This is a genomic window from Amycolatopsis marina (assembly GCF_900111885.1).
Taxonomy (GTDB): Bacteria; Actinomycetota; Actinomycetes; order Mycobacteriales; family Pseudonocardiaceae; genus Amycolatopsis; species Amycolatopsis marina.
The window spans coordinates 199479-221545 of the sequence record NZ_FOKG01000011.1 but is presented as its reverse complement, the minus strand read 5'-3'; the positions used below and the strand labels follow the sequence as shown (position 1 = coordinate 221545).

The window sequence follows — 22067 nt, the reverse complement described above, 5'->3', positions numbered from 1 at the left end:
GTCAGGCTTCGATGACGACGGGGATGATGACGGGTTGGCGGCGGAAGAGTTTGCGGGCCCATCTTTCGGTTTCGCGGACGATGAGGTGTTCGAGGCGGGTGGTGTCGGTGATGTTGCGTTCGGCGGCGCCGGCGAGTGCCTTTTCCAGTGCTGGGGTGAGGGTGGTGAAGGTGGTGTCGTGGTGTTCGAAGCCGCGGGCGAGGATGTCGGGGTCTTCGGTGAGGCGGCCGGTGTCGGTGTCGATGAGGGCGACGACGGTGAGGACGCCTTCTTCGCCGAGGGTGCGGCGTTGGGCGAGGGAGGCTTCGGTGACGCCGCCGACGGTGTCGCCGTCGACGTAGATGTTGTGGACGTCGACGGCGCCGGTGTGCAGGGCGCGCCCGTCGTGCAGGTCGATGATGTCGCCGTTGGCGGCGACGAGGACGCGTTCGCGGGGGAGGCCGGTGCTGATGGCGAGGTCGGCGTTGGCGCGTAGGTGTCGGGCTTCGCCGTGGACGGTGAGGACGTTGGAGGGTTGCACGATGTTGTAGCAGTAGACGAGTTCGCCGGCGCTGGCGTGTCCGGAGACGTGGACTTTGGCGTTGCCTTTGTGGATGACGTTCGCGCCGAGGTCGGTGAGTCCGTTGATGACGCGGTAGATGGCGTTCTCGTTGCCGGGGATCAGGGAGCTGGCCAGCAGTACCGTGTCGCCTTCGCCGACGGTGATGGTGTGGGTGCCCGCGGCCATGCGGGACAGCGCGGCCAGGGGTTCGCCCTGGGAGCCGGTGCAGATCAGGGTGACCTTGTTCGGCGGGAGGCGGTCCATGGTTTTGGCGTCGACGACGAGGCCGTCGGGAACGGTGAGGTAGCCGAGGTCGGTGGCCAGGCCCATGTTGCGCACCATGGAGCGGCCGACGAAGGCGACCTTGCGGCCGTGGGCGTGAGCGGCGTCGAGGACCTGCTGGATGCGGTGGACGTGGCTGGCGAAGCTGGACACGATCACCCGGCGCTGCGTGGTGCGGAACACCGACTCGATGGCGGGGGTGAGTTCGCGTTCGGAGGTGGTGAAGCCGGGGACGTCGGCGTTGGTGGAGTCGGTGAGGAACAGGTCGACGCCTTCCTCGCCGAGGCGGGCGAAGCCGCGCAGGTCGGTGATGCGGCGGTCGAGGGGGAACTGGTCCATTTTGAAGTCCCCGGTGTGCAGGACGAGGCCCGCGGCGGTGCGGATCGCGATCGCGAGACCGTCGGGGATGGAGTGGTTGACCGCGAGGAACTCCAGGCCGAACGGCCCGACGTCGAGGGTTTCGCCTTCCTTGACCTCGGTCAGGACCGGCTGGATGCGGTGCTCGGCGAGCTTCGCGGTGATAAAACTCAGCGTCAGCCGCGAGCCGATCAGCGGGATGTCCCGGCGTTCCCGCAGCAGGTAGGGCACCCCACCGATGTGGTCCTCATGGCCGTGGGTGAGCACGATCGCGACCACATCGGACAACCGGTCCCGGATCGCGGACCAGTCCGGCAGGATCACATCCACCCCCGGCTGGTGCTCCTCCGGGAACAACACCCCACAATCCACGACCAGCAACTTGCCCGCATGCTCGAACACCGTCATGTTTCGCCCGATCTCACCCAACCCACCAAACGCCACCACACGAAGGGCATCAGCAGGAAGCACGGGTACGGCAGGCGAGGCAGGCGCCACGGCCCGCGATACGGAATTCACACACTTACGCTACGTGAGAGTCGATGGCGATGGAACGTCGGCCGTCTTCTGGGGCGCATCGCGTGGACCGGTACCGGGCGCGTCCGCCGTGCTGCCGGTCGAATCGAGCGGTATGTGCGTGAGCAGGAACGACAGCATCATCAGTACACCGCCGGCCAGCGGAACGAACCGGACGTCGGCCGCGGCGACGACGGCGCCACCGATCGCGCCCGCCACGCCGGTCCCGAGGTAGAGCCCGGAAATGTTCAACGCGAGTGCGGGCATCGCCGATTCGGCACCCGCGGCTGCCATGATGCTGCCCTGAATCGGCGGATTGAGGCCCCACGCGAAGACCGACCACAGCGCGATCAGGGCGACGAGCAGGCCGAGCGACAGCGGCCCGGTGAGGTCACTGAAGGCGTACCCGGCGAGGAGTAGCAGCGCCAGCGCGTGCCCGCCGATCACCCAGCGCAGGCTGCGCGGGAGGCCGAGCGCGTCGGCGGCCCGCCCCGCCAGCAGTGCTCCGGCCAGACCCGCGACACCGACCACGAACAGCGCGGTCGCCAGCAGGACCCCGGAACCGGTGGCGACCTCGGCCACGTAGGCGGCCAGGTAGGTGTAGAACATCAGTCCACCACTCGCCGCCGTGAAGGTCACCGCCACCAGCCGCAACACACGGGCGCTGCGCAGCGGCGCGAACCGGGTCCGCAGCGGTGCGGTCGAGCTGCCGGGAACCGAAGGTGCGGTGCCGAGCAGGCCGGCCGCGGCGAGGACACCCACTGCGGCGATGAGCCAGAACGTGGCGCGCCACCCCATCGCGACGCCCAACCAGGTGCCCAGCGGCACACCGGTGAACAGCGCCGCTGTCATACCTGCCGTCGCGACGCCGAGGTACCGGCCCCGCATGCCGGCCGGAGCACCCATGGCAGCTGTCGTGAAGGCGGCGGCGGTGATCACCGCCGCCCCCAGCGCGGCCGCCACCCGGGCCGTCAGCAGCGCGGCGTACCCCGGTGCCAGCGCGGCGGCGGCGTTCGCCAGTACGAAGACGGCAAGGCCGCACACCATGACGCTGCGTCGCGGGAACCGGTCGAAGGCGACAGCGAGCGTCGGGGCGCCTACCGCGTACACGACAGCGAACACCGTGACCAGTTGGCCCGCGGCAGCAACGCCGACCTCGAGATCGCGGGCGATCTCGCGCAGTACGCCGGCGATGATGAACTCGTCCGTCGCGGTGGCGAGCAGTGTCAGGAACAGCACGTACAGCCAGCCGGGCAATCCGGGTTTTGCCATCGTTCACTACCTCCTCGTGGGTGCGTCCGCACGGTAGGTAGTGACACCGGTGTCAAGGTCAAGCGCCGGAGCGCAGCAGCCTCCGGAAGTCTTCGGCGCCCGCCGCCTGAGCCCGCAGCCGCGCCAAGCGGTCCACCAGTTCCGTCCGGTACCGCTGGAGTTCTGCTGCCTTCGCGTCCAGTTCGGCCAGGCGGCCCTCGTACATCGCCAGCGTCGCGTCACCGGGGTTGTCGCAGGCCATGAAGTCGGCGGTCTTCATGTCGAGGCACGGTGCGACGTGGTGAACGTCCTCCAGCAGTAGCCCCGCGGCCAGCAGCCCGCGCAGGTTGAGCACGCGGTTCACGTCCAACTCGGCGTACACCCGTCATCCCTTGCCGGTGCGCGCGGGCCGCAGCAGCCCTTGCTGCTCGTAGTACCTGATCGAGCGCCGGCTGGCGCCCGTGCGCTCGGACAACTCTCCGATCTGCACGATCGTTCCCTTCTCCGGATTCCTGCCTCCACCGTACGGTCGCGGTCCAGGACCGGAGCGCGCGTGCATGAGCGAGGAGGGGCTGGGTACCCCCTCGACATACAGCAGCAACCGTCGGCGACAGGAGCCTTGATGTCCGAGAACGTGTTCGTGCTCGGCCTTGACCCGGACAACCTGGAAACACTGCGCGACGTCCGCGGCCTCAACACCTACCGGTTTCATCCGCTACTGAGCGTCGACGAGCTCCTCGCCGCGGAGCACATCGAGTTCGACGACCTGCTCGCCAAGGCGGACCAGCAGCTACGGGCGTTCCAGGACCCGATCAACGCGGTCGTCGGCTACTGGGACTTTCCTGTCTCGTCCATGGTGCCCATCCTGTGCGCGCGGTTCGGATTGCGGTCCGCGACCCTGGAATCGGTGCTGAAGTGCGAGCACAAATACTGGAGCAGACTCGAGCAGCAGCAGGTGATCGACGAGCATCCCCGGTTCGGCCTTGTCGAGCTGGATGACGAATCGCCTCCGGACGGCGTTCGGTACCCGTTGTGGGTCAAGCCGGTCAAGTCGTTCTCCTCCGAACTCGCCTTCGAGGTACACGACGACACGGAGTTCCGCGACGCGATGACCGAGATCAGGGCGGGTATCGGCAGGGTGGGTCAGGCCTTCGACACCGTACTGGCCTATGTGGACCTTCCTCCGGAGGTCGCCGACGCGGGTGGGCAGGCCTGTCTTGCCGAGGAGTCGGTCAGCGGCAAGCAGGTCACCGTGGAGGGCTACAGCACTGGCGACGACATCCACGTGTACGGGATCATCGACTCCCACACTTATCCTGATTCCCCGAGCTTTCTGCGTTACCAGTACCCGTCGACCCTGCCTGACCCGGTGCTCGAGCGGATGGCCCGGATCTCCACGAAGGTCATCGACCGTATCGGCCTGGCGTCCGTGGCGTTCAACATCGAGTACTTCTGGGATCCCGAGACCGACGAGATCAATCTGCTCGAGGTGAATCCGCGGCACTCGCAGTCCCACGCCAGACTGTTCGACGACGTCGACGGGCTGCCGAACCACCAGTGCATGGTCCGTCTCGCGTTGGGCCTCGATCCGGCCCTGCCGCATCGGGAGGGTCCGTACGACCTCGCGGCGAAGTGGTGGGCGCGGCGGTTCACCGACGGTGTGGTGCGCAGAGCGCCGACCCCCAAGGAGGTAGCGGAGATCGAGCGGTCGATCGAGGGCACCTCGATTCACCTGCTCGCCCAGGAAGGGGATCGGCTGTCCGAGTTGCCGGAACAGGACAGCTACAGCTTCGCCTACGCCACGATTCACACGGCGGCGGCCGACGAGGCGGAGTTGTCGGCCAAATACGACCGGTGCCTCGAAGCACTGTCGTTCGAGTTCGATGACGCCCGCGAGCCGGGGAGCGGGCGGGAACAGGAGAATCGTTGATGCGTGAGGTGACCTCGTTCGCGCACGCCGTCACGGAGGACGAGCACGTCTGGGTCACGCTCTCGGACGGCACGCGGCTCGGTGGTCGCATCTGGCGGCCGGTATCGTCCGACGACGAACCGGTCCCCGCCGTGCTGGAGTTCATTCCCTATCGCAAGCGTGACTTCACCGCGCCGCGTGATTCGATCCACCACACCTATTTCGCCGGGCACGGCTACGCCGGGGTACGGGTGGACCTACGGGGAACCGGGGAGTCCGAGGGAGTGCTGACCGACGAGTACCTGCCGCAGGAACTCGACGACGCCGAGGATGTGCTCGACTGGTTGGCACAGCAGCCCTGGTGCGACGGCAACATCGGGATCATGGGCATCTCCTGGGGTGGATTCAACGGACTTCAGGTCGCCGCCCGCAGGCCGAAGGGGCTCGCGGCCATCGTCACCGTCGCCTCGACCGATGACCGCTACGCGGACGACGTGCACTACATGGGTGGCTGTCTGCTGAGCGACAACCTGTCCTGGGCCTCGACCATGTTCGCCTACAACGCCTGCCCGCCCGATCCCGCGATCGTCGGCGAGCGATGGCGGGACATGTGGCTCAACCGGATCGAGAACAGCGGGCTGTGGCTGGAGGAGTGGCTACGGCACCAGCGCCGCGACGACTACTGGCGGCACGGGTCGGTCTGCGAGGACTTCGCCGCGGTCGACTGTCCGGTGCTGGCGGTCAGCGGCTGGGCCGACGGGTACTCCAATTCCGTCTTTCGGCTGATGGCCGACCTCGACGTGCCGCGCAAGGGGCTGATCGGGCCGTGGTCACACAAGTACCCGCACCTCGGGGAGCCGGGGCCGGCGATCGGCTTCCTGCAGGAGCTCGTCCGGTGGTGGGACAAATGGCTCAAGGGCGAGGACAACGACGTCATGGACGACCCGATGCTGCGCGTCTGGATGCAGGACAGCGTGCCTCCGTCGACGGCGTACGAGGAGCGCCCGGGGCGGTGGGTCGGGGAACCCTCGTGGCCGTCGCCGCACGTGCGGCCGACGCGACATCCGTTGGCCCACAACAGGATACTGCAGGAACACAGCGATCCCGGTGCGGCGCCCGACTCCGGCAACGTCGCCGAAGTGGGAGAGAGGGCGCCGGACGAGCTGCGGGTCGCCTCCCCGCTTTCGGTAGGCCAGTACGCGGGGAAGTGGTGCTCCTACAACGCTCCGCCCGACCTGCCGTACGACCAGCGTGAGGAGGACGGCGGTTCACTCGTGTTCGACAGTGAGCCGTTGCCCGAAACCTGCGAGATCGTCGGCTCTCCCGTGGTGGAGCTGGACATCGCGGCGAACCGGCCGGTGGCGATGGTGGCCGCACGCCTTTCGGATGTGGCTCCCGACGGCAGGGCCACCCGCGTGACCTACGGCCTACTGAACCTGACGCACAGAGATGGGCACGCCGAGCCTCGTGCGTTGGAGCCGGGACGGCGGTACCGCGTCCGCGTGGCACTCAACGGGGTGGCCCAGAGTTTTCCGCCCGACCATCGGATCCGGCTCGCCTTGTCCACTTCGTACTGGCCGCTGGCCTGGCCGCCTCCTGAACCCGTCGAACTCTCGGTGTTCGCCACGACCAGCACACTCGTGCTCCCCATCCGCCCGGTCACGGAGGCCGACGAGGTCTCACCCCGTCCTTTCGACGAACCGGAGGGAGCCGAGCCCCTGCCCACCACCAAGCTCCGCGAGGGGGAGCAACGGTGGCAGGTGTGCCGGGACCTGATCGGCTACACGTCGGAACTTCGGGTGGTGAAGGACTCCGGCACGACTCACTACGACGACATCGACCTCGATGTGTCCTCGCGAGCCGAGGAGACCTACAGCTGGGTCGCCGACGACTTCACCTCGGCCCGGGGAGAGGTGGTCTGGTCGATCCGGTTCGGCAGGGGTGACTGGCAGGCGGAGACCGTGACGCGCACGATCCTCTCGTGCACCCCGACCGAGTTCGTCGTGCACGCGCAACTGGACGCGTACGAGGGTGACGAGCGGATGAGCGCACTGAACTGGCAGACCGCGCTCCCGCGGGACTGCGTCTGAGCACCGGCACTTTCCCGCCGAAAGTGGCGGTCAGGAAGTCTGGCGCAGCCGTGCCGCGATTTGGCCCGCGGCGACGAAGGCTTCCTCGTCCGGCTCGCCAAGGAGCGGCAACAACACCACCGAGTCGCTGCCGGCTTCGTGCAGGCGGCGGACCTGCTCCACGCACCGCTCGAGGTCGCCGGAGACGGTGAGCTGGTCGATCCACTCCGGCCGCAGCCGGGCGGCCAGCTCGTCGGTGGTGGCGCTGTCCGCGATGACGGCGAGCAGTTCCGCGCCGAACGGCAGCGGGCGGAGGTGCGCCTCGGCGCCCGGGCCGAGAGCCGACGCCAAGGAGGAGCGGGCCCGCGCCCTGGCCCGCTCGGGATCGTCGTCGAGGGCGAGCCAGTTGTAGGTGGTGAGCGAGTGACCCGCAGGTGCGGCCGGATCGCTCCGGCCCTCCTCGACGGCCCTTAGGGCGGCGCGGATGTACTCGGGCGCGGCGGGCTCGGCGAGTACGGTCCCATCGGCCTTCCTGCCGGAGACGGCCAGCGATTTCGGCCCGCGGACCCCGGCCAGCACGGGCGGCACGACGGCCGGTGGAAACTCGAGTTCGACCTCGTCCAGGTGGAGATGCTTGCCGGCCATGGAAACCCGTTCACCCGACAGCAACCGGCGTACCGCGGTCAGCGTCTCGTCCAGCGCGGCCAACGGGGACGCCGGATAGGCGCCGATCTGTCGCATCCACGAGGCGACTCCGTGGCCGAAACCGGCGAGCAGCCTGCCTGAGTGGAGTTCGGCGAGTGCTGCCAGTTCCATGGCCGCGATCGCCGGGCTGCGGGCCACTGTCGGCAGCACGCCGATTCCGACGGCGATCGTCTCCGTCGCCGCGAGAGCGCTGGCCGCGGCGGCGATTCCTCCCGCGTAGAAGCAGTCCTCGACCACCCACACCTCGTCGAGTCCGGCCTGTTCCGCCTGCCGGGCCAGTTCCGGCAACCGGGTGCCGGTGACTTCGCGGTTGATCCTGACCCCGAGGCGTACCTGTGGGCGAGTCATCGTTGTTTCCTTTCCGTGCGGCCTACCGGACAGCGCTGACCGAGAACCATGGCGGTGACGCATTCGGTCAGCGCCTCGGAAAGCTGCCTGAGGACATGTTCCGCTGCAGCAGTAGAACACGCGCGATCTCGGGCGACAACGCGATTACGGGGTACCGCGGCCGGTGTCGGACTTTGCGATTCCCGTCAGGGCCGTGCTAGCGTCGTCGGCGAGCCCCGTATGGGCCTACGCCTGGAGGTAGCGGCTTACACAGCCACCACAGCAGCTGACATCGAGAGCGGCACGAGTCGCTCTTCTTTTCCGCGATATCCGTCGTTCGGATCGTGGTGTCCTGCTCCAGCGCGTACTGGCCTGCGGGGTTCTTTCGTGTCGGCTCATTGTGGTGTCCGCGCTCCAGTCCGAGTGGATCGAGTGGAAAGGACTTCATGACCGAGCGACAAACCGAAACCGCGGGCGAGTTCGACTTCGGCGAGTTCCAGCGGCAGATCATCGCCGAGTTCCGGGACAACAAAGGAAAAGTCGGCGGCATGTTCGAGGGAGCATCCATCGTCCTGCTGACCACGGTGGGCGCGCGGAGCGGACTGCGGCGGACGAGTCCCCTGGCATACCTGGAGATCGACGGGCAGCCGCTGGTGGTCGCGTCCGCGGCGGGAGCCCCGAACAATCCGTCTTGGTACCACAATATTCGCAAGAATCCGATGGTCACCGTCGAGACGGGCACCTCGACCTTCGAGGCGATCGCTGCTGTCCCGCAAGGAGAAGAGCGGGACCGGCTCTTCGCTGCGGTGGTTGAAGCCGATCCGGGATTCGGGGAGTACCAGGCCAGGATTGATCGGGTGATCCCGGTGGTGACGCTGCACCGCGTCGATCCGGCGCCGGGGTACGGAGCGCAGCCGGGGACTTGGCGACTTTCTTGTCGAGAGCCATGACTGGCTGCGCACCGAGATCGCCGTCCTTCGGCGCCAGGTGGGTGAGACCGCCACGAGAGGGCAAGGGCCGGCGGACGGCGGCCGATCGCCGCTCGACCTCGTCAGCCAGTTGCGGGCACACTGCCGGACCTTCTGCGGGGCGTTGACGCGACATCACTCGGGCTGACCACCGGCAGCGGGGCCGGCGCGAATCGAAGCGGAGCCCGGCCCGGGGGCGTCCGTGGAAGAAATTGTCATTCTCGTTCGGGTACAGTCAATTCCATGTCGAAGCCGGTGACAAAAGGCGCATAATCGATTCACGATGGTGATGTTGAACTCGTGATGACAGTCGCTCGACCGCTTTGGCTGCGTTTTTGTCACTGGATCGGTTCAAGCGCGCAAGCCGGAAGAATCTCCTTTCAGTGGTGGTAATTTCGCCGCTCATCCACGAATCCGCTTTCGGTGAAAGGAGATCTCTGTGCGCGACATAATGCGACGCAGGCGAAAGGCGGCGGTGTTCCTGACCGCCGCTCTCACGAGCCTGGGGACGCTCGCGGTGCCCGGTGCGGCCGGCGCGGACCCGACGGCGGACGGCGATGCGCGAGTTCTCGCGCACGAGCGGCTGGCGGACGGCACCGAGGAGACGACGATCCGACTCGGCCCCATCACCATGGCACCACACGAGGGCGACCACGGTGGCGGACACGACGGCGAAGGGCACGGTGTCGGCCCGATGCACGGCCCGCACGAACCGATGCACGGAACCCACACCAGGTCCCTGCAACTGATGCTTCCGCCCTGTGTGAACTGCTACGTCACCGGCATTCAGCCCGATCTTGTTTACGAGGACGGGAGCAAGGCCAACTACGACACCGGTGCCATGTTGCATCACGCGGTGTTCTTCGACAGGTCCAAATCGGACGTGACGTGTGACAGTGGCTGGCCGACCTTGGCAGGGCGACGGATATTCGCCTCCGGCAACGAACGCACAGGTCGCGATCTGCCCGCCGGTAACGGGGTCCGTCTCGGGTTCCTGCCACTCACGTACGTGGCGCTCGAGCTGATGAACATGAAGCCCGAGAAGCAGAAAGTGTACTTCGAGGTGACCATGAAGCACGTGCCCGCCGGGACACCCGGCATGCGTGAACTGACTCCGGTGTGGCTCGACGCGGACAACTGCGGACTGTCCGAGCACTCGATACCGAAGGGCGAGTCCCACACCCGCTGGGCCTGGAGTTCCTCGGTCTCCGGGACGTTCAGGGCCGCGGGCGGGCACCTGCATGACGGCGGGGAGTCGATCACCTTGAAGAACCTCGCCACGAAGGAGACGATCTGCACGTCGGAGGCTGGTTACGGAACGATCCCCGCCTATCAGGGGCATATCGAGTCGATGAGTACTTGTGCCGGTGAGGATCTCGGGTCGGTGCGCAAGGGCGACACGCTCGAACTGCACAGTGTCTATCACTCGCACTATGCCGACGATCACGCGATGTCGATCATGATCGGTTACCTCGACCAGCGATGAGTTCGCCGGCTCGGCGGCTCCGGCCGCCGAGTCCGGCACGTCCTTTCCGCATGTCTTCGGGCCGGCCGCGCGAGGAGTTGCCATGACGACGACCAGAACCGATCCGTCTCCACCGAGTGACGAGGGCGCGAACAGGGAACCCGCGTCCACCGCGAGCGGGCGCGCTCCAGGCGGACAGGTTCGGCCCGGAACCGCCGTGTGGTTGCTGGCTCGCCGGATCCACTTCCTGGCCGGGTTGCTCGTCGCTCCGTTCCTGGCCGTGCTGGCCCTGACCGGGCTGGCATACGCCTGTACCCCGCAACTCAACGACCTGCTGTACGGCGAGCAGTTGTATGTCGAGTCGGCGACCGGGCAACCCCGCCCGGTCGCCGAGCAGATCTCCGCCGCGCTCGCCGCTCATCCCGAGGGCGAGGTGACCTCGGTGGTGCTGTCCGAGGAGGAACATCGCGCCACCAGAGTGGTGCTCGAGGTGCCGGGACTTGCGGGAGGTGCCGGATTCGCCGCCGAATCCCTGACCGTGTACGTAGATCCCTACACGACCACGGTGACCGGCTCGCTGGTCACGGTCGGCGACCGGCCACCAGCCCAGGCGTGGCTGCGTGAGTTGCACGGCAATCTGCACCTGGGGGAGCCGGGCCGGATCTACGCCGAGTTCGTCGCGAGCTGGTTGCCGTTCATCGTCCTCGGCGGGTTGGTGCTCTGGCGCGACCGTGCCCGCCGCGCCCGCCGCGCGGGCGGTGCGCGGGCACCTGCACGGAGCGCACCGGACCGGACCCGGATCCGCGCACGTCATGGCGTACTGGGTCTGTGGCTGACGGTCGGACTGCTCGTCCTCAGCGTCACCGGGCTGACCTGGTCGACGTATGCGGGCGCACGGGTGGACGAGGTGATCGAGGCGGTGGATGCCAGAGCGCCGAAGCTCGACCCACCTAAGGTGCTTCCACCCGCGCAGGCGGCGGTGCCGATGACGGTGGACCAGGCGGTGGAGGTGTCCCGCGCGGAGGGACTGACCGGCACGGTGACCGTGCGCCCGCCGGTGGCCGTGGACGAGCCGTTCATTGTGGCCGAGTCCGCGGAAGGCCTGCCCGTCCGGAAGGCGAGTGTCGCGATCGACCCGTACGACGCGCGGGTGACGGCCCGGCAGGACTGGGCCGACTATCCACTGGCCGCCAAGCTCACCACGCTCGGGATCGCGGCGCACAGCGGAACACTGTTCGGTCTGGCGAACCAGATCGTCCTCGTGCTGCTCGCGCTCGGTGCTGTGGTGTTGCTCGTCCTCGGCTACCGGATGTGGTGGACGCGACGGCCGCGCGCCGGCGGGCTTCCCGCACCGCCCGGTGCGCTCTGGCGGCGGCTGCCTGCCCGTGTCGCGGTGCCGCTGGTGGCCGCGGCGGTACTGCTCTGCTGGGCGATGCCGGTGTTCGGAGTCTCGCTCGCTGGCTTCCTTGTCGTCGACGCCGTGCTCGGCGCGCTACTCCGGCGTCGCGGGGCGAGCGCGCAACGAGGGTGACGGTCGTGAATGCCGAACTCGTGTACCCGGATCACGAACACATGTGCGTGGATCGCGAACACGCGTACGTACTTGGTTGACATGTTTTCGGTGATTCGTTGAAAGCCGGTTTTCCGTGCCTGCTTCCGCTTGTATCGCTTATTGGTCACAAGGTATGGTCCGATTCCCGTCAGGAGACGGAATGTGCGCGGACTTTCGCGGGTTTCTGCGCCTGTATTTTTCATTGTTTCGTCCTGTGTGAATAAAACTTGGCTTTGGCGACGGAATTCCGGTGACGAGGAGGTCACGACATGACGCCTGCGGAGGTGCCATGACTGGCGTGGGCGCACGGCGGGCCACCGGGCCGGTTCGTCCGCCGGCTGTGTTGACCGTGGTCGTGCTCGTCGCGTTTGTGACCACACTGGACAACACCATTGTGGTCTCCGCGGCGCCGTCGATCGGCCGGGAACTCGGGATGAGTCTCAGCGCCCTGCAGTGGGTCAGCATCGCCTACATGCTTCCGTACGCCGGGCTGCTGCTGCTCTCCGGAGCCGTGCTCGACCGGATGGGTATGCGCGCACTGCTCGCCGGGTTCGTGGTGTTCGCCGCGGGGGCACTGCTGGGGGGTGTGTCCCGGAACCCCGAGCTGCTGATCGTCGCGCGGGTCGTGCAGGGGATTGCCGCTGCGTTCATCGTTCCCGGCACGCTGAGTCTGCTGCGCACCAGCTTGCCGCAGCGCCTGCGTGCGGCGGGCGCCGCGGCCTGGACGGCGGCCCTGGCCGCGGCGCTGGCCGTCGGGCCGTGGCTCGGCGGAGCCCTTGCCGAGTATGTGCACTGGAGCTGGATCTTCTTCAGCAATCTGCCTTTCGTGCTCGTCGCAGCGGTACTGATCCTTCCCGCGATGGGCGAACGCGGTGCGAGGAGCACGGCCCCGGTTCGATTCGGCGCCGCGCTGACCGCGACGTGTGGTCTCGTGCTCCTCACGGCCGCGTTCGTCGGAGCAGGGCCGTCCGACGGCGGCACCGGAACTGCTGTCGGGCTCGCTGTCGCAGGTGTGCTGGTGCTGCTCGCCTTCGCCGCTGTCGAACAGCGCAGTGACCGGCCACTCGTGCCGGGGAGGCTGTTGACGAATCGGGTGTTCACCGGTGCCAACACCGTGCTGCTGCTGTGGGGGCTCGGCATCAGCGGGATCGTGTTCTTCACGCCGCTGCTGCACCAGGACTTCCTCGGCATGAGCCCGGCCGAGGCCGGATTGCCGCTGGTGCTCGTCGCCGCCGCGGTTATCTGCGCGACGCCCTTCGTCCCGGCTGCCAACCGGAACTGGGGGCCACATCGGACGGTGTTTGCGGGCCTCGGCACGGTCGCACTGGGACTGCTCGCACTGGCCGCGGTGAACGACATCCACGCGATCGAGACACGCGTTCTCGGGTTCGTCCTGATCGGCGCGGGATCGGCGTTCACCACGCCGCTCACCGCGCACGCACTCGACCTGATCGAGGACCGCGACGCGGGAGTGGCCTCCGGCGTGCTCACCGCGTCGCGCGAGTTGTCCAGCGCGCTCGGCGTCGCCGTGATCGGGCTGGTCGTCACCACGGTCAGGGCACGGGAACTGGCCGGGGGCGCCCCGGCGGGTTCCGCACTGGCCGGTGGCTACACAGCCGGTCTGCTGACAGCGGCCGTGCTGCAGGCCTGCGGTGCCGTACTCGCGCTGCGAGTGCTGGCGCCGAAGCGGGAACTGGCAAGGAAGAACGCCGAAACAAGCGAAGTCAGCGAGGTCGAGGAAACATGAGCAGCAGGCCGGCCCTGTCCTCGGCGCGTCCGCAGTACGGGCGCGCGCAGTCCCTTTCGGTCCTGTTGGAATACTGGGCGAACCAGCTCGGCGACAGCCCTGCGGTCACGTTCCTGGACTACTCCGCGGACCCGGACGGGGTCGCGAGCACCCTGACCTGGCGCGGGCTCGACGCGCTGGCGACCGACGTCGCGGGATGGGTGAGCCTGCGTACCGCTCCCGGTGACCGGGTCGCGATCCTGGTGGAGCAGTCGCAGTACTACGCCGCCGCGTTCCTCGGTGTGCTCAGGGCACAGCGGATCGCCGTGCCGTTGTTCCCTCCAGGCGTGCCGCGGCACGACGAACGGCTGGCCGCCGTGCTGGCGGACTGCGCGCCCGGGATGTTGCTCTGCACGCGCGGCCGGATTCGGGCGATCGAGAAGTTCCTGGACGCGGGAAACCTGTTCCGGCCACAGGTCGTCGCGGTGGACGCACTTCCTCCCGGCGACACCTCGTTTCCCGCGGAACCACTGGCTCGTGCCGACGACATCGCCTACCTCCAGTACACCTCCGGTTCGACCCGCACCCCGACCGGCGTGATGCTGACCCACGCCAATGTCCTGGCGAACTGCGGACAGGCGGCGGAGTGCTTCGGCGTCGAGCACGGCCGCACGGTGGACGTGTCGTGGTTGCCGCTGTTCCACGACATGGGCCTGGTGCTCGGGCTCGCCGTGCCCGTGCTGACCGGCACCAGATCCGTGTTACTGGACCCCGGGGCGTTCCTCGAGCGTCCGGCACGCTGGCTGCGGGCGCTGTCGGCCAACCCCGCCGCGATCACCGCGGCGCCGAGCTTCGCCTACTCCTACGCGGCCGCCCGGACCTCGCCGCAGGAACGGGCCCTGCTCCGGCTCGACGACGTCGTCACGTTGGTCGACGGCAGCGAACCGGTGCAGGCCGCCAACATCGCCCGCTTCCACGACACGTTCGCCGAATGCGGGCTGCGCCGGGGCGCGCACCGCCCTTCCTACGGCCTCGCGGAGGCAACCGTGCTGGTCGCCTCCGGCTCGCCGGCGGCCGAGCCGACCGTGCGAACCTTCGACTCGACGGCACTGACCGAGGGCGTGGCCGCCGACGCGCGTCAGGGGGCCGCGTCCACCACGCTCGTCGGCAGTGGTCGCGCGGTCGACCAGCAGGTGCGCATCGTGGACCCGCTGTCCGCCACCCCGGTCGAGGACGGCACCGTTGGCGAGATCTGGGTGAGCGGCCCGAACGTCGGCCTCGGCTACTGGGGGAGAGCGGCGGAGACCGGCGCGGCCTTCGGCGCCGGGTTGCGTCCCGACACGGACCCGCTGCCCAGGGGCGTGGACGGTCGCGGCTGGTTGCGGACCGGAGATCTCGGCGTCCTGGTCGAGGGGGAGCTGTTCATCACCGGCCGGATCAAGGACCTGATCATCGTCGACGGCCGCAACCACTACCCGCAGGACGTCGAGCTGACCGTGGAACAGGCACATCCCGCGGTGCGCAGGCACTCCGTCGCGGCGTTCTCCTTCGCCGGAACGGACACCGAGCTCCTCGTGGTGTTCGCCGAACGGGCGAAGACCGTTGCCGGAAAGGACGACGAGCCGTCCGCCGCGGAAGTCAGGGCCGCGGCGCGCGCGGCGATCGCCCTTCAGCATGGCCTTGCGCTGCACGAACTCTGGCTGCTCGGCCCCGGCGAGGTACCGAGGACGTCAAGCGGCAAGATCAGCCGGTCCGCGTGCCGGACCCGGTACCTCACCGCCCGCGAGAGACAGGACGTCTCCGCATGACGGCGGCACCCGGTTCGGAGCGCGAGTGGCGGCAGTGGCTCGCCGAGCGGCTGGCGAACCTGCTCGAACGGCCGATCGGTGAGGCCGAACTGTGCCGGCCCCTGCAGGAGTGCGGGGTGTCCTCGCGCGCGGCGGTCGGCCTGGCCGCCGAGATCGGCGAGCTGTGTGGCGCCGAGGTGTCCGGCACCCTGCTGTGGGCTGCTCCGACGATCACCGATCTCGCGCGGACGCTGGCGGGCGCGTTGCCCGAGCCGGACGATCAGCGCGCTGCCGGTTCGCCGGGCGCATCCGGCGAGCCGGTGGCGGTGGTCGGTGTCGGTTGCCGATTTCCCGGCGCGCCGAATGCCGCCGAGTTCTGGAGGCTGCTGCGGTCGGGCACGTCGGCCATCGGCGAGATCCCGGCGGGGCGCTGGGAGCAGTTCGCGGGCGGGCAGGATCTGTCCGGGCTCCCGCGCGGCGCGGGAGTGCTCGAGGACATCGCCGGTTTCGACGCGGACTTCTTCGGCATCACGCCCCGAGAGGCGGAGGTGATGGACCCGCAGCAGCGTGTGTTGCTCGAGGTGGCCTGGGAGGCCCTCGCCGACGCCGCGATTCCGCCCACCTCGTTGCACGGCACCGGCACCGGTGTGTTCGTCGGTCTTTCGGCTACGGAGTACAGCGGGCTGACAATGACCAACCTCGGCGGTATCGACGCGTGGTCGGGCACCGGCGCCGCCGCGGCACTGGCCGCGAACCGGCTGTCCTATGTGCTCGGTGCACACGGGCCGAGCCTCACCATCGACACCGCCTGTTCGTCCTCGCTCGTCGCGGTGCACCAGGCTGTGCGCAGCCTTGCCTCCGGTGAGTCGTCTGCGGCGCTGGCTTGTGGCGTGAACCTCGTGCTCTCCCCGGCGATCACCGCGAACTTCGCCGCCGCCGGCGCGCTCGCCGCCGACGGCAGGTGCAAGCCCTTCGATGCCACGGCCGACGGGATCGTCCGCGGCGAGGGATGCGGTGTGGTCGTGCTCAAGCGGCTCGCGGACGCACGAAGGGCGGGCGACCGTGTCCACGCGGTGATCCGGGGCAGCGAGGTCAACTCCGACGGCCGCTCCAACGGGATCATGGCGCCGAACCCCCTTGCCCAGCAACGCCTGCTGCGGAAGGCTTACGCCACGGCCGGGGTGCGGGCGAGGACGGTCGACTATGTCGAGGCACACGGTACGGGGACGTTGCTCGGTGATCCCATCGAGGCAGGGGCACTGGCCGAGGTGCTCGGCGCGGGCCGCACCCCCGACCGGCCGTTGCTGCTCGGGTCCGTGAAGAGCAACCTCGGCCATCTCGAAGGGGCCGCGGGCATCGCGGGTCTGATCAAGGTGGTACTGGCCCTGCGACACGCCACCCTGCCACGGAGTCTGCACTTCACCGAGCCGAACCCGCACATCGACTTCGCCGCGGCCGCGCTGCGGGTGGTTGCCGAGGAGCAGACGTGGCCGCGCTACTCCGGGGTGGCACGGGCGGGCGTGTCCGCGTTCGGCTTCGGGGGCACCAACGCCCATGTGGTGCTGGAGGAATGGCCCCGTGCCGTGCCGCGGGCAGGAGGCGACGAGGAGCAGGGCAGGCCCGAGGTCGTCGCACTCTCCGCCCGCAGCGAGCGCAGACTGCGAACCAGGGCGGGCGCACTCGTGAGCTGGCTGGACGCCGAGCCGTCCGGCGGATCGATCGCCGACATCGCGGCCGCCGTGCCACACGGTGCCGATGGCGCGCACAGTGACGCCCCTGGCTCGGTCCGGGGTGCGGTGGTCGCCCGCGACCGGGACGAGCTTCGGCAGCGGCTGGATGCGCTGTCGCGCTCGACACCGCATCCGTCGGTCCTGATCGGACAATCCAGTGGCGGGCCCACGGCCGATGGGCCTGTCCTGGTGTTCTCCGGGCACGGGTCGCAGTGGCCGGGCATGGGCCAACGGCTGCTGGCCGAAGAACCTGCGTTCGATCATGCCGTAAGGGCACTCGACGCCGACTTCGCCGAGCAGGCCGGATCCACGCTGTCCGAAATGCTCACTTCCGGAGCCCGGATGGGCGAGCTGAACGTGAACCAACCTGTCCTCTTCGGAATGCAGGTGGCACTGGCCGCGCTGTGGCGGGACCACGGCGTCGTTCCCGCGGCGGTGATCGGGCACTCGGTGGGGGAGGTCGCCGCCGCGGTCGTCGCGGGCGCGCTGTCTGCCGGGCAGGGACTCCGCGTCGTGCTGGCCAGATCGCAGCTGCTGGCCGCCGTTGACTCCGCGGGCACGGGTGCGATGGCGCTGGTCGAACTCACCGAGGCCGAGTTACGGGAACGGGCCGGACGGTTTCCCGGCGTCGGTATCGCCGTATACGCCGCACCGTCGCAGTGCACGGTCAGCGGTCCCGCGGAGCAGGTGACCGAACTGGTCACCGAGGTGGAGGCGAAAGGTGGGCTGGCGCGTCTGCTGCCGGTCGGCGGAGCAGGGCATTCCGCTGCGGTCGACCCGCTGCTGGACCGGCTCACTGCCGCACTGGACGGGTTACGACCGGCACGGCCGACAGTGGGGTGTTACTCCAGCGTCCTGGACGATCCGCGCGGTCCTGTGGTCTTCGACGCGGCCCACTGGGCGATGAACCTGCGCAGACCCGTCCGCTTCACCCAGGCGGTGGCCGCGGCGGTGGCTGACGGACACCGCGTGTTTGTCGAGGTCTCCCCACACCCGATCGCGGCGCGGGCGATCGAACAGACCGCGGGAAGCGACAGTGCCGTCGTGATCCCGACGCTGCGGCGGGGTGCTCCCGGTGACACATCCGGTGGTTTCGCCGCGGCGGTCGCCGCGATGTACCTCGCGGACGGTCCCGAGATCCTGCGCCGCCGATATCCCCAGCGCGTGGTCGCCGATCTCCCGCCACCGGTGTGGGAACACCGGCGCTTCTGGGCAGAGGGCGCCGTGGCGGACGCGCCGGAGCGTGCGAGCGGCCGCCACCCCATGCTCGGGACCGCCGTCGAGGTGCCGGATGGCGCGCAACACCTCTGGTACGGCGACGTGGGACTTGGCGCACATCCCTGGCTCGCCGACCACGGCACGCGCGAGGTCGCGGTGTTCCCCGGTACCGGCTATGTCGAACTCGCGCTCGCCGCCGCACGAGACCTGCTCGGAGAGCCGGTGGAGCTGCGGGACGTCGTACTGCATCGGCTGCTTCCCCTGGGCGAGCACACCGCGGTCTGCGTCTCGGCCCGACCGGGTCCGGCGGGCACGCTGCTGCTGACGATGTTCGCCCGGGTTTCGGGGGAGTGGGCCCGGCACGCCGAGGCCACTGCCGCGCGTGACGGCCGGAACGGCACCGCCGGTGCGCATAGGGCACTGAACGCCGGTGTGGATCAGCTCGTGCCGGTTCCGCTCTACCACCGGATGGACGCGGCCGGCCAGGTTTACGGCCCCACGTTCCGCGGTTTGCGGGACGTGCGCGCCACCGAGGGGCGCGCCGTCGCACAGGTGCGACAGCCGGACAGCTCGGCCTACGTCCTGCACCCCGCGCTCGCCGACATGTGCCTGCACGCGCTCGCGGCCGCGGCGGGCGACCCAGGAAACCAGCTGTGGGTGCCCACCGGCTTCGGCAGAGTTCGGCTCACCGGGGACCCGCGGCTCGGCGTCACGGTCACCGCCGAGCTGGCGGAGAGCGAGAACGGAACCCGAGCGGGGACGGTGCGGCTCCACGGCGCGGATGGCCGGACGCTCGTCGAGATCGGCGACGTTTCGGTGGCCCCGCTGACTCGCGCCCACGTCCCGCTGCCACTGGAGAAGCTGACCTACCGGGCCAGCTGGGAATCCGCCGCTCCACAGTCGCCTGCGCAGGGGCGGCCCGTCCTGCTCCTGCACGGGGACGACGACCCTGGCCGAGAGCGGGCGGACGCGCTTGCCGCTGCCCTCGCCAAGGCGGGAGACGAGCCGGGGTTGCTGCCGGTGAAGCAGCTCGCGGACCTGCCACGGATGCTGCGTGCCCGCCCGGGCACCGGCGCTGTAGTCGTGCTCACCGACGATGCTCCGGATGTCGCCGACGTCAGGAGCGCTCAGGTCACCGTCCTCACGGCCTGCGGTGTAGTCCGGGAACTGGCCGAATTCGGTTCCGCCGCACCCCGGCTCTGGTTTGTCACCGGAGGAGGAGCCGCGGTCGAACCGGGAGAGCCGGTCCGTCCCGGACCGGCCGCGCTGCACGGGCTGATCCGCGTGCTCGCCTTCGAGCACCCCGAACTGCGGGCAAGTCTGCTCGACGCCACGACAGCACGGGACATCGCGGTGGAACTGGCCGCGAACGGCCAGGACGACGAGATCGCGTGGCGGACGGGCAACCGGTACGTGCGGCGCCTGAGACGGCATCGGCTCGACGTGCCGGAAGGAGCGGCGCCGTCCGTGCGAGCGGGGGCCTACGTCGTCACCGGTGGCCTCGGTGGTCTGGGGCTGGCGGCGGCGGACTGGCTCGCGGGCCGCGGCGCGACCAGGGTGGTGCTGTCGGCGCGCAGAGCGGCGGACGGGGAAGCTCGAGCCCGCATCGACCGGTTGCGTGAGTCCGGTGTGGACATCGTGGTCGAATCGGGTGACATCGCCGAGCCAGGAGTCGCCGACGAGCTCGTCCTGGCCGCGACCCACGACGGTCTCGCTCTGCGTGGCGTGATCCACGCCGCCGGTGTTCTCGCTGACGGGACCGTGCTGTCGCTGAAGGCGTCCGACCTCGAAGCGGTGTGGCACGCCAAGGCCGAAGGCGCGCTGCGGTTGCACGAGGCGTGTACCGCGCTGCGGCTGGACTGGTGGGTCTCGTACTCGTCGGCCGCCGCGCTGTTCGGCTCGCCAGGGCAGACGTCCTATGCCACCGCCAACGCCTGGCTTGACGCGTTCGCCGCGTGGCAGCGCGCACAGGGTGTCCCGGCGAGCAGCGTCCAATGGGGGCCGTGGGGTGAGATCGGCGGTGCGGCGAACCGGGACAACCCGCTGCTCGACCCGTTGTCACCGACCGAGGCATTGGCGGCACTGGGAGCCGTGCTCGCCGCGGAGCCGGGGGAAACGGCGGTCAGCAGGGTGCACACGGCCGCGGTGCTCGACCTGTTCCCCCAGCTCGCGCACCGGCCCTACACCGAGATCCTGACATCGGGAACGGTTCCGGAGCGGGCAACGCCGGCAACCGATTGGCCGGGCGTGCACGGGCTGCGGGAGCTGTGCCGGGACGAGGCGCTGGCGGCCGTGCGCAAGCACATCGTCGGGGTGGTCGCCGATCTCATGCGCTTCGACCCCGCGCTGCTCGACACCAGCGCGCCACTGACCTCGCTCGGGCTCGACTCGCTGCTGGCGATGCGAGCCCGCGCGGCGATCGAACGCGACCTCGGACTTTCCCTGCCCATGCCGCTGTTGTTGCGTGGTGCGAGCTTGACCGACATCGCCGAGTACTGCGCGGGCGACCTCGGTCTGGCGGCCGAGAGGGACGACGAGAACAGCCCGGAGCCCAGGGACACCAAGGACACCAAAGACACCGCCGCAGCGGGTCCCGGTCCGCGCGACTTCGCCGAGCGATGGGTGGCGTTGCAGTGGCGCCGGGTGCTCGGTGGGGCCGAGCCCGCGGTCGATGTGCCGTTCGACCAGGTGGCGGGCCAGGCCGACCGGGACCGGTTGTCACAGTGTGTCTCGGCCGAGCTGGGCGCGCCCGTCACGGTGGACAAGTTGTTCGCCGTGCCGACTATCGCGGGCATGGCGACCACGCTGCGCCCGCAGCTGGAGGGACATGCGGGGGGCGCGGTGCGCGAGCTGGCACAGGGGACGGACGGCGGCGCGTTGTTCCTGTTCCACCCCGCGGGAGGTTCCACCGCCGTCTACCGACCGCTGGTCCGGCTGCTGGATCCGGAGGTGGCCTGTTTCGGCATGGAACGGTTCACCGAGCCCGACGACGTCGAGGTGAAGGCGGCGCGGTACCTGCGGCTGATTCGCGAGCGCAGGCCGCACGGGCCGTACCGGCTCGGCGGATGGTCGTTCGGCGGCTGTCTTGCCTACGAGGTCGCGCGACAGCTGACAGCGGAAGGAGAGGAGGTGGAACTGCTCTTCCTGATCGATTCCATCCTGCCGCTCTCGGTTCCGGGCGTGCCCGAGCGCGAGCTGCTGACCCAGCGGTTGCGGCGGTTCGCCGACCAACTCGAACAGACGTATCAGGTGAGCCTCGGCGTCTCCGACGACGACCTGGGAAGACTGGACGAGCGCGCGCAGGTCGAGCTCGTCATGCGGCGGATGCGCGAGGCCGTCCCCGGCATTGGTGACGCGGTGGCCGAACACCAGTACACGTCCTACGTGGACGCCAGAATCGCCGAGCGGTACCGGCCGGGCGGATACCTGGGGCCTGTGTTGCTTTTCCGTGCGGCGGCCCCGCATCCGCTGACCACGTCACTCGATCCGCGTTACCTCCGCACCGATGCCGCACTGGGCTGGGACGAGTACTGCCACGACCTGGAGATCGTCCGGGTGCCAGGAGACCACATCTCCATGATCGATCCGCCGAACGTGTCGGTGATCGCGGAACGGCTCAATGCCGCACTGCGACCGGCGAGAACAGTTCCGAGGTAGGAGGCGA

The 22067-nt window shown here is 69.2% G+C and carries 13 protein-coding genes; 8 read left to right on the top strand and 5 right to left on the bottom strand.

What is annotated here, in order from left to right; translation table 11 throughout:
• Nucleotide 1 precedes the first annotated feature (1 nt).
• The 4 genes from BM199_RS19320 to BM199_RS34595 are packed head-to-tail and all read right to left on the bottom strand — an operon-like array spanning nucleotide 2 to nucleotide 3437.
• Nucleotides 2-1699, bottom strand: coding sequence for a ribonuclease J (locus tag BM199_RS19320; RefSeq protein ID WP_091674655.1), 1698 nt, complete (start codon nucleotides 1697-1699; stop codon nucleotides 2-4).
• Nucleotides 1700-1708: 9 nt separating this feature from the next.
• A complete protein-coding gene (locus BM199_RS19315) occupies nucleotides 1709-2968 on the bottom strand; it encodes an MFS transporter (RefSeq protein ID WP_091674654.1) in 1260 nt (419 codons plus the stop codon).
• A gap of 58 nt (nucleotides 2969-3026) precedes the next feature.
• Entirely contained in the window at nucleotides 3027-3329 is a 303-nt protein-coding gene (locus BM199_RS19310; protein ID WP_245788463.1) for a MerR family transcriptional regulator, read from the bottom strand.
• Between the two features lie 3 nt (nucleotides 3330-3332).
• A complete protein-coding gene (locus BM199_RS34595; protein ID WP_245788462.1) occupies nucleotides 3333-3437 on the bottom strand; it encodes a MerR family DNA-binding transcriptional regulator in 105 nt (34 codons plus the stop codon).
• Between the two features lie 132 nt (nucleotides 3438-3569).
• Here BM199_RS34595 and BM199_RS19305 point away from each other — a divergent pair, with 132 nt between their 5' ends.
• Entirely contained in the window at nucleotides 3570-4877 is a 1308-nt protein-coding gene (locus BM199_RS19305; RefSeq protein ID WP_091674653.1) for an ATP-grasp domain-containing protein, read from the top strand.
• Entirely contained in the window at nucleotides 4877-6946 is a 2070-nt protein-coding gene (locus BM199_RS19300) for a CocE/NonD family hydrolase (protein ID WP_091674652.1), read from the top strand. The genes BM199_RS19305 and BM199_RS19300 overlap by 1 nt, the downstream gene beginning before the upstream one ends.
• 30 nt (nucleotides 6947-6976) lie before the next feature.
• On the opposite strand, the gene BM199_RS19295 is transcribed toward BM199_RS19300, so the two are convergent.
• Entirely contained in the window at nucleotides 6977-7978 is a 1002-nt protein-coding gene (locus tag BM199_RS19295; protein ID WP_091674651.1) for an LLM class flavin-dependent oxidoreductase, read from the bottom strand.
• A 425-nt stretch (nucleotides 7979-8403) separates the two neighbouring features.
• On the opposite strand from BM199_RS19295, the gene BM199_RS19290 reads away from it, so the two are divergent.
• From BM199_RS19290 to BM199_RS19265, 6 genes are all read left to right on the top strand, one after another.
• Nucleotides 8404-8907 carry a nitroreductase family deazaflavin-dependent oxidoreductase gene (locus tag BM199_RS19290; RefSeq protein WP_218160372.1) on the top strand — a complete coding sequence of 168 codons (504 nt, stop codon included), beginning with the start codon at nucleotides 8404-8406 and terminating at the stop codon, nucleotides 8905-8907.
• Between the two features lie 457 nt (nucleotides 8908-9364).
• Nucleotides 9365-10411 carry a hypothetical protein gene (locus BM199_RS19285; RefSeq protein WP_143101871.1) on the top strand — a complete coding sequence of 349 codons (1047 nt, stop codon included), beginning with the start codon at nucleotides 9365-9367 and terminating at the stop codon, nucleotides 10409-10411.
• An 82-nt stretch (nucleotides 10412-10493) separates the two neighbouring features.
• Nucleotides 10494-11921 carry a PepSY-associated TM helix domain-containing protein gene (locus tag BM199_RS19280; protein ID WP_091674649.1) on the top strand — a complete coding sequence of 476 codons (1428 nt, stop codon included), beginning with the start codon at nucleotides 10494-10496 and terminating at the stop codon, nucleotides 11919-11921.
• Between the two features lie 310 nt (nucleotides 11922-12231).
• On the top strand, nucleotides 12232-13689 hold the full coding sequence (locus BM199_RS19275; RefSeq protein ID WP_091674648.1) for an MFS transporter: 1458 nt from the start codon (nucleotides 12232-12234) through the stop codon (nucleotides 13687-13689).
• The gene (locus BM199_RS19270) at nucleotides 13686-15476 is read left to right on the top strand and encodes a fatty acyl-AMP ligase (protein ID WP_091674647.1); all 1791 of its coding nucleotides are present in this window, start codon (nucleotides 13686-13688) and stop codon (nucleotides 15474-15476) included. Before BM199_RS19275 ends, BM199_RS19270 begins: the two co-directional genes overlap by 4 nt.
• The gene (locus tag BM199_RS19265) at nucleotides 15473-22060 is read left to right on the top strand and encodes a type I polyketide synthase (RefSeq protein ID WP_091674646.1); all 6588 of its coding nucleotides are present in this window, start codon (nucleotides 15473-15475) and stop codon (nucleotides 22058-22060) included. The genes BM199_RS19270 and BM199_RS19265 overlap by 4 nt, the downstream gene beginning before the upstream one ends.
• Nucleotides 22061-22067: the final 7 nt, after the last annotated feature.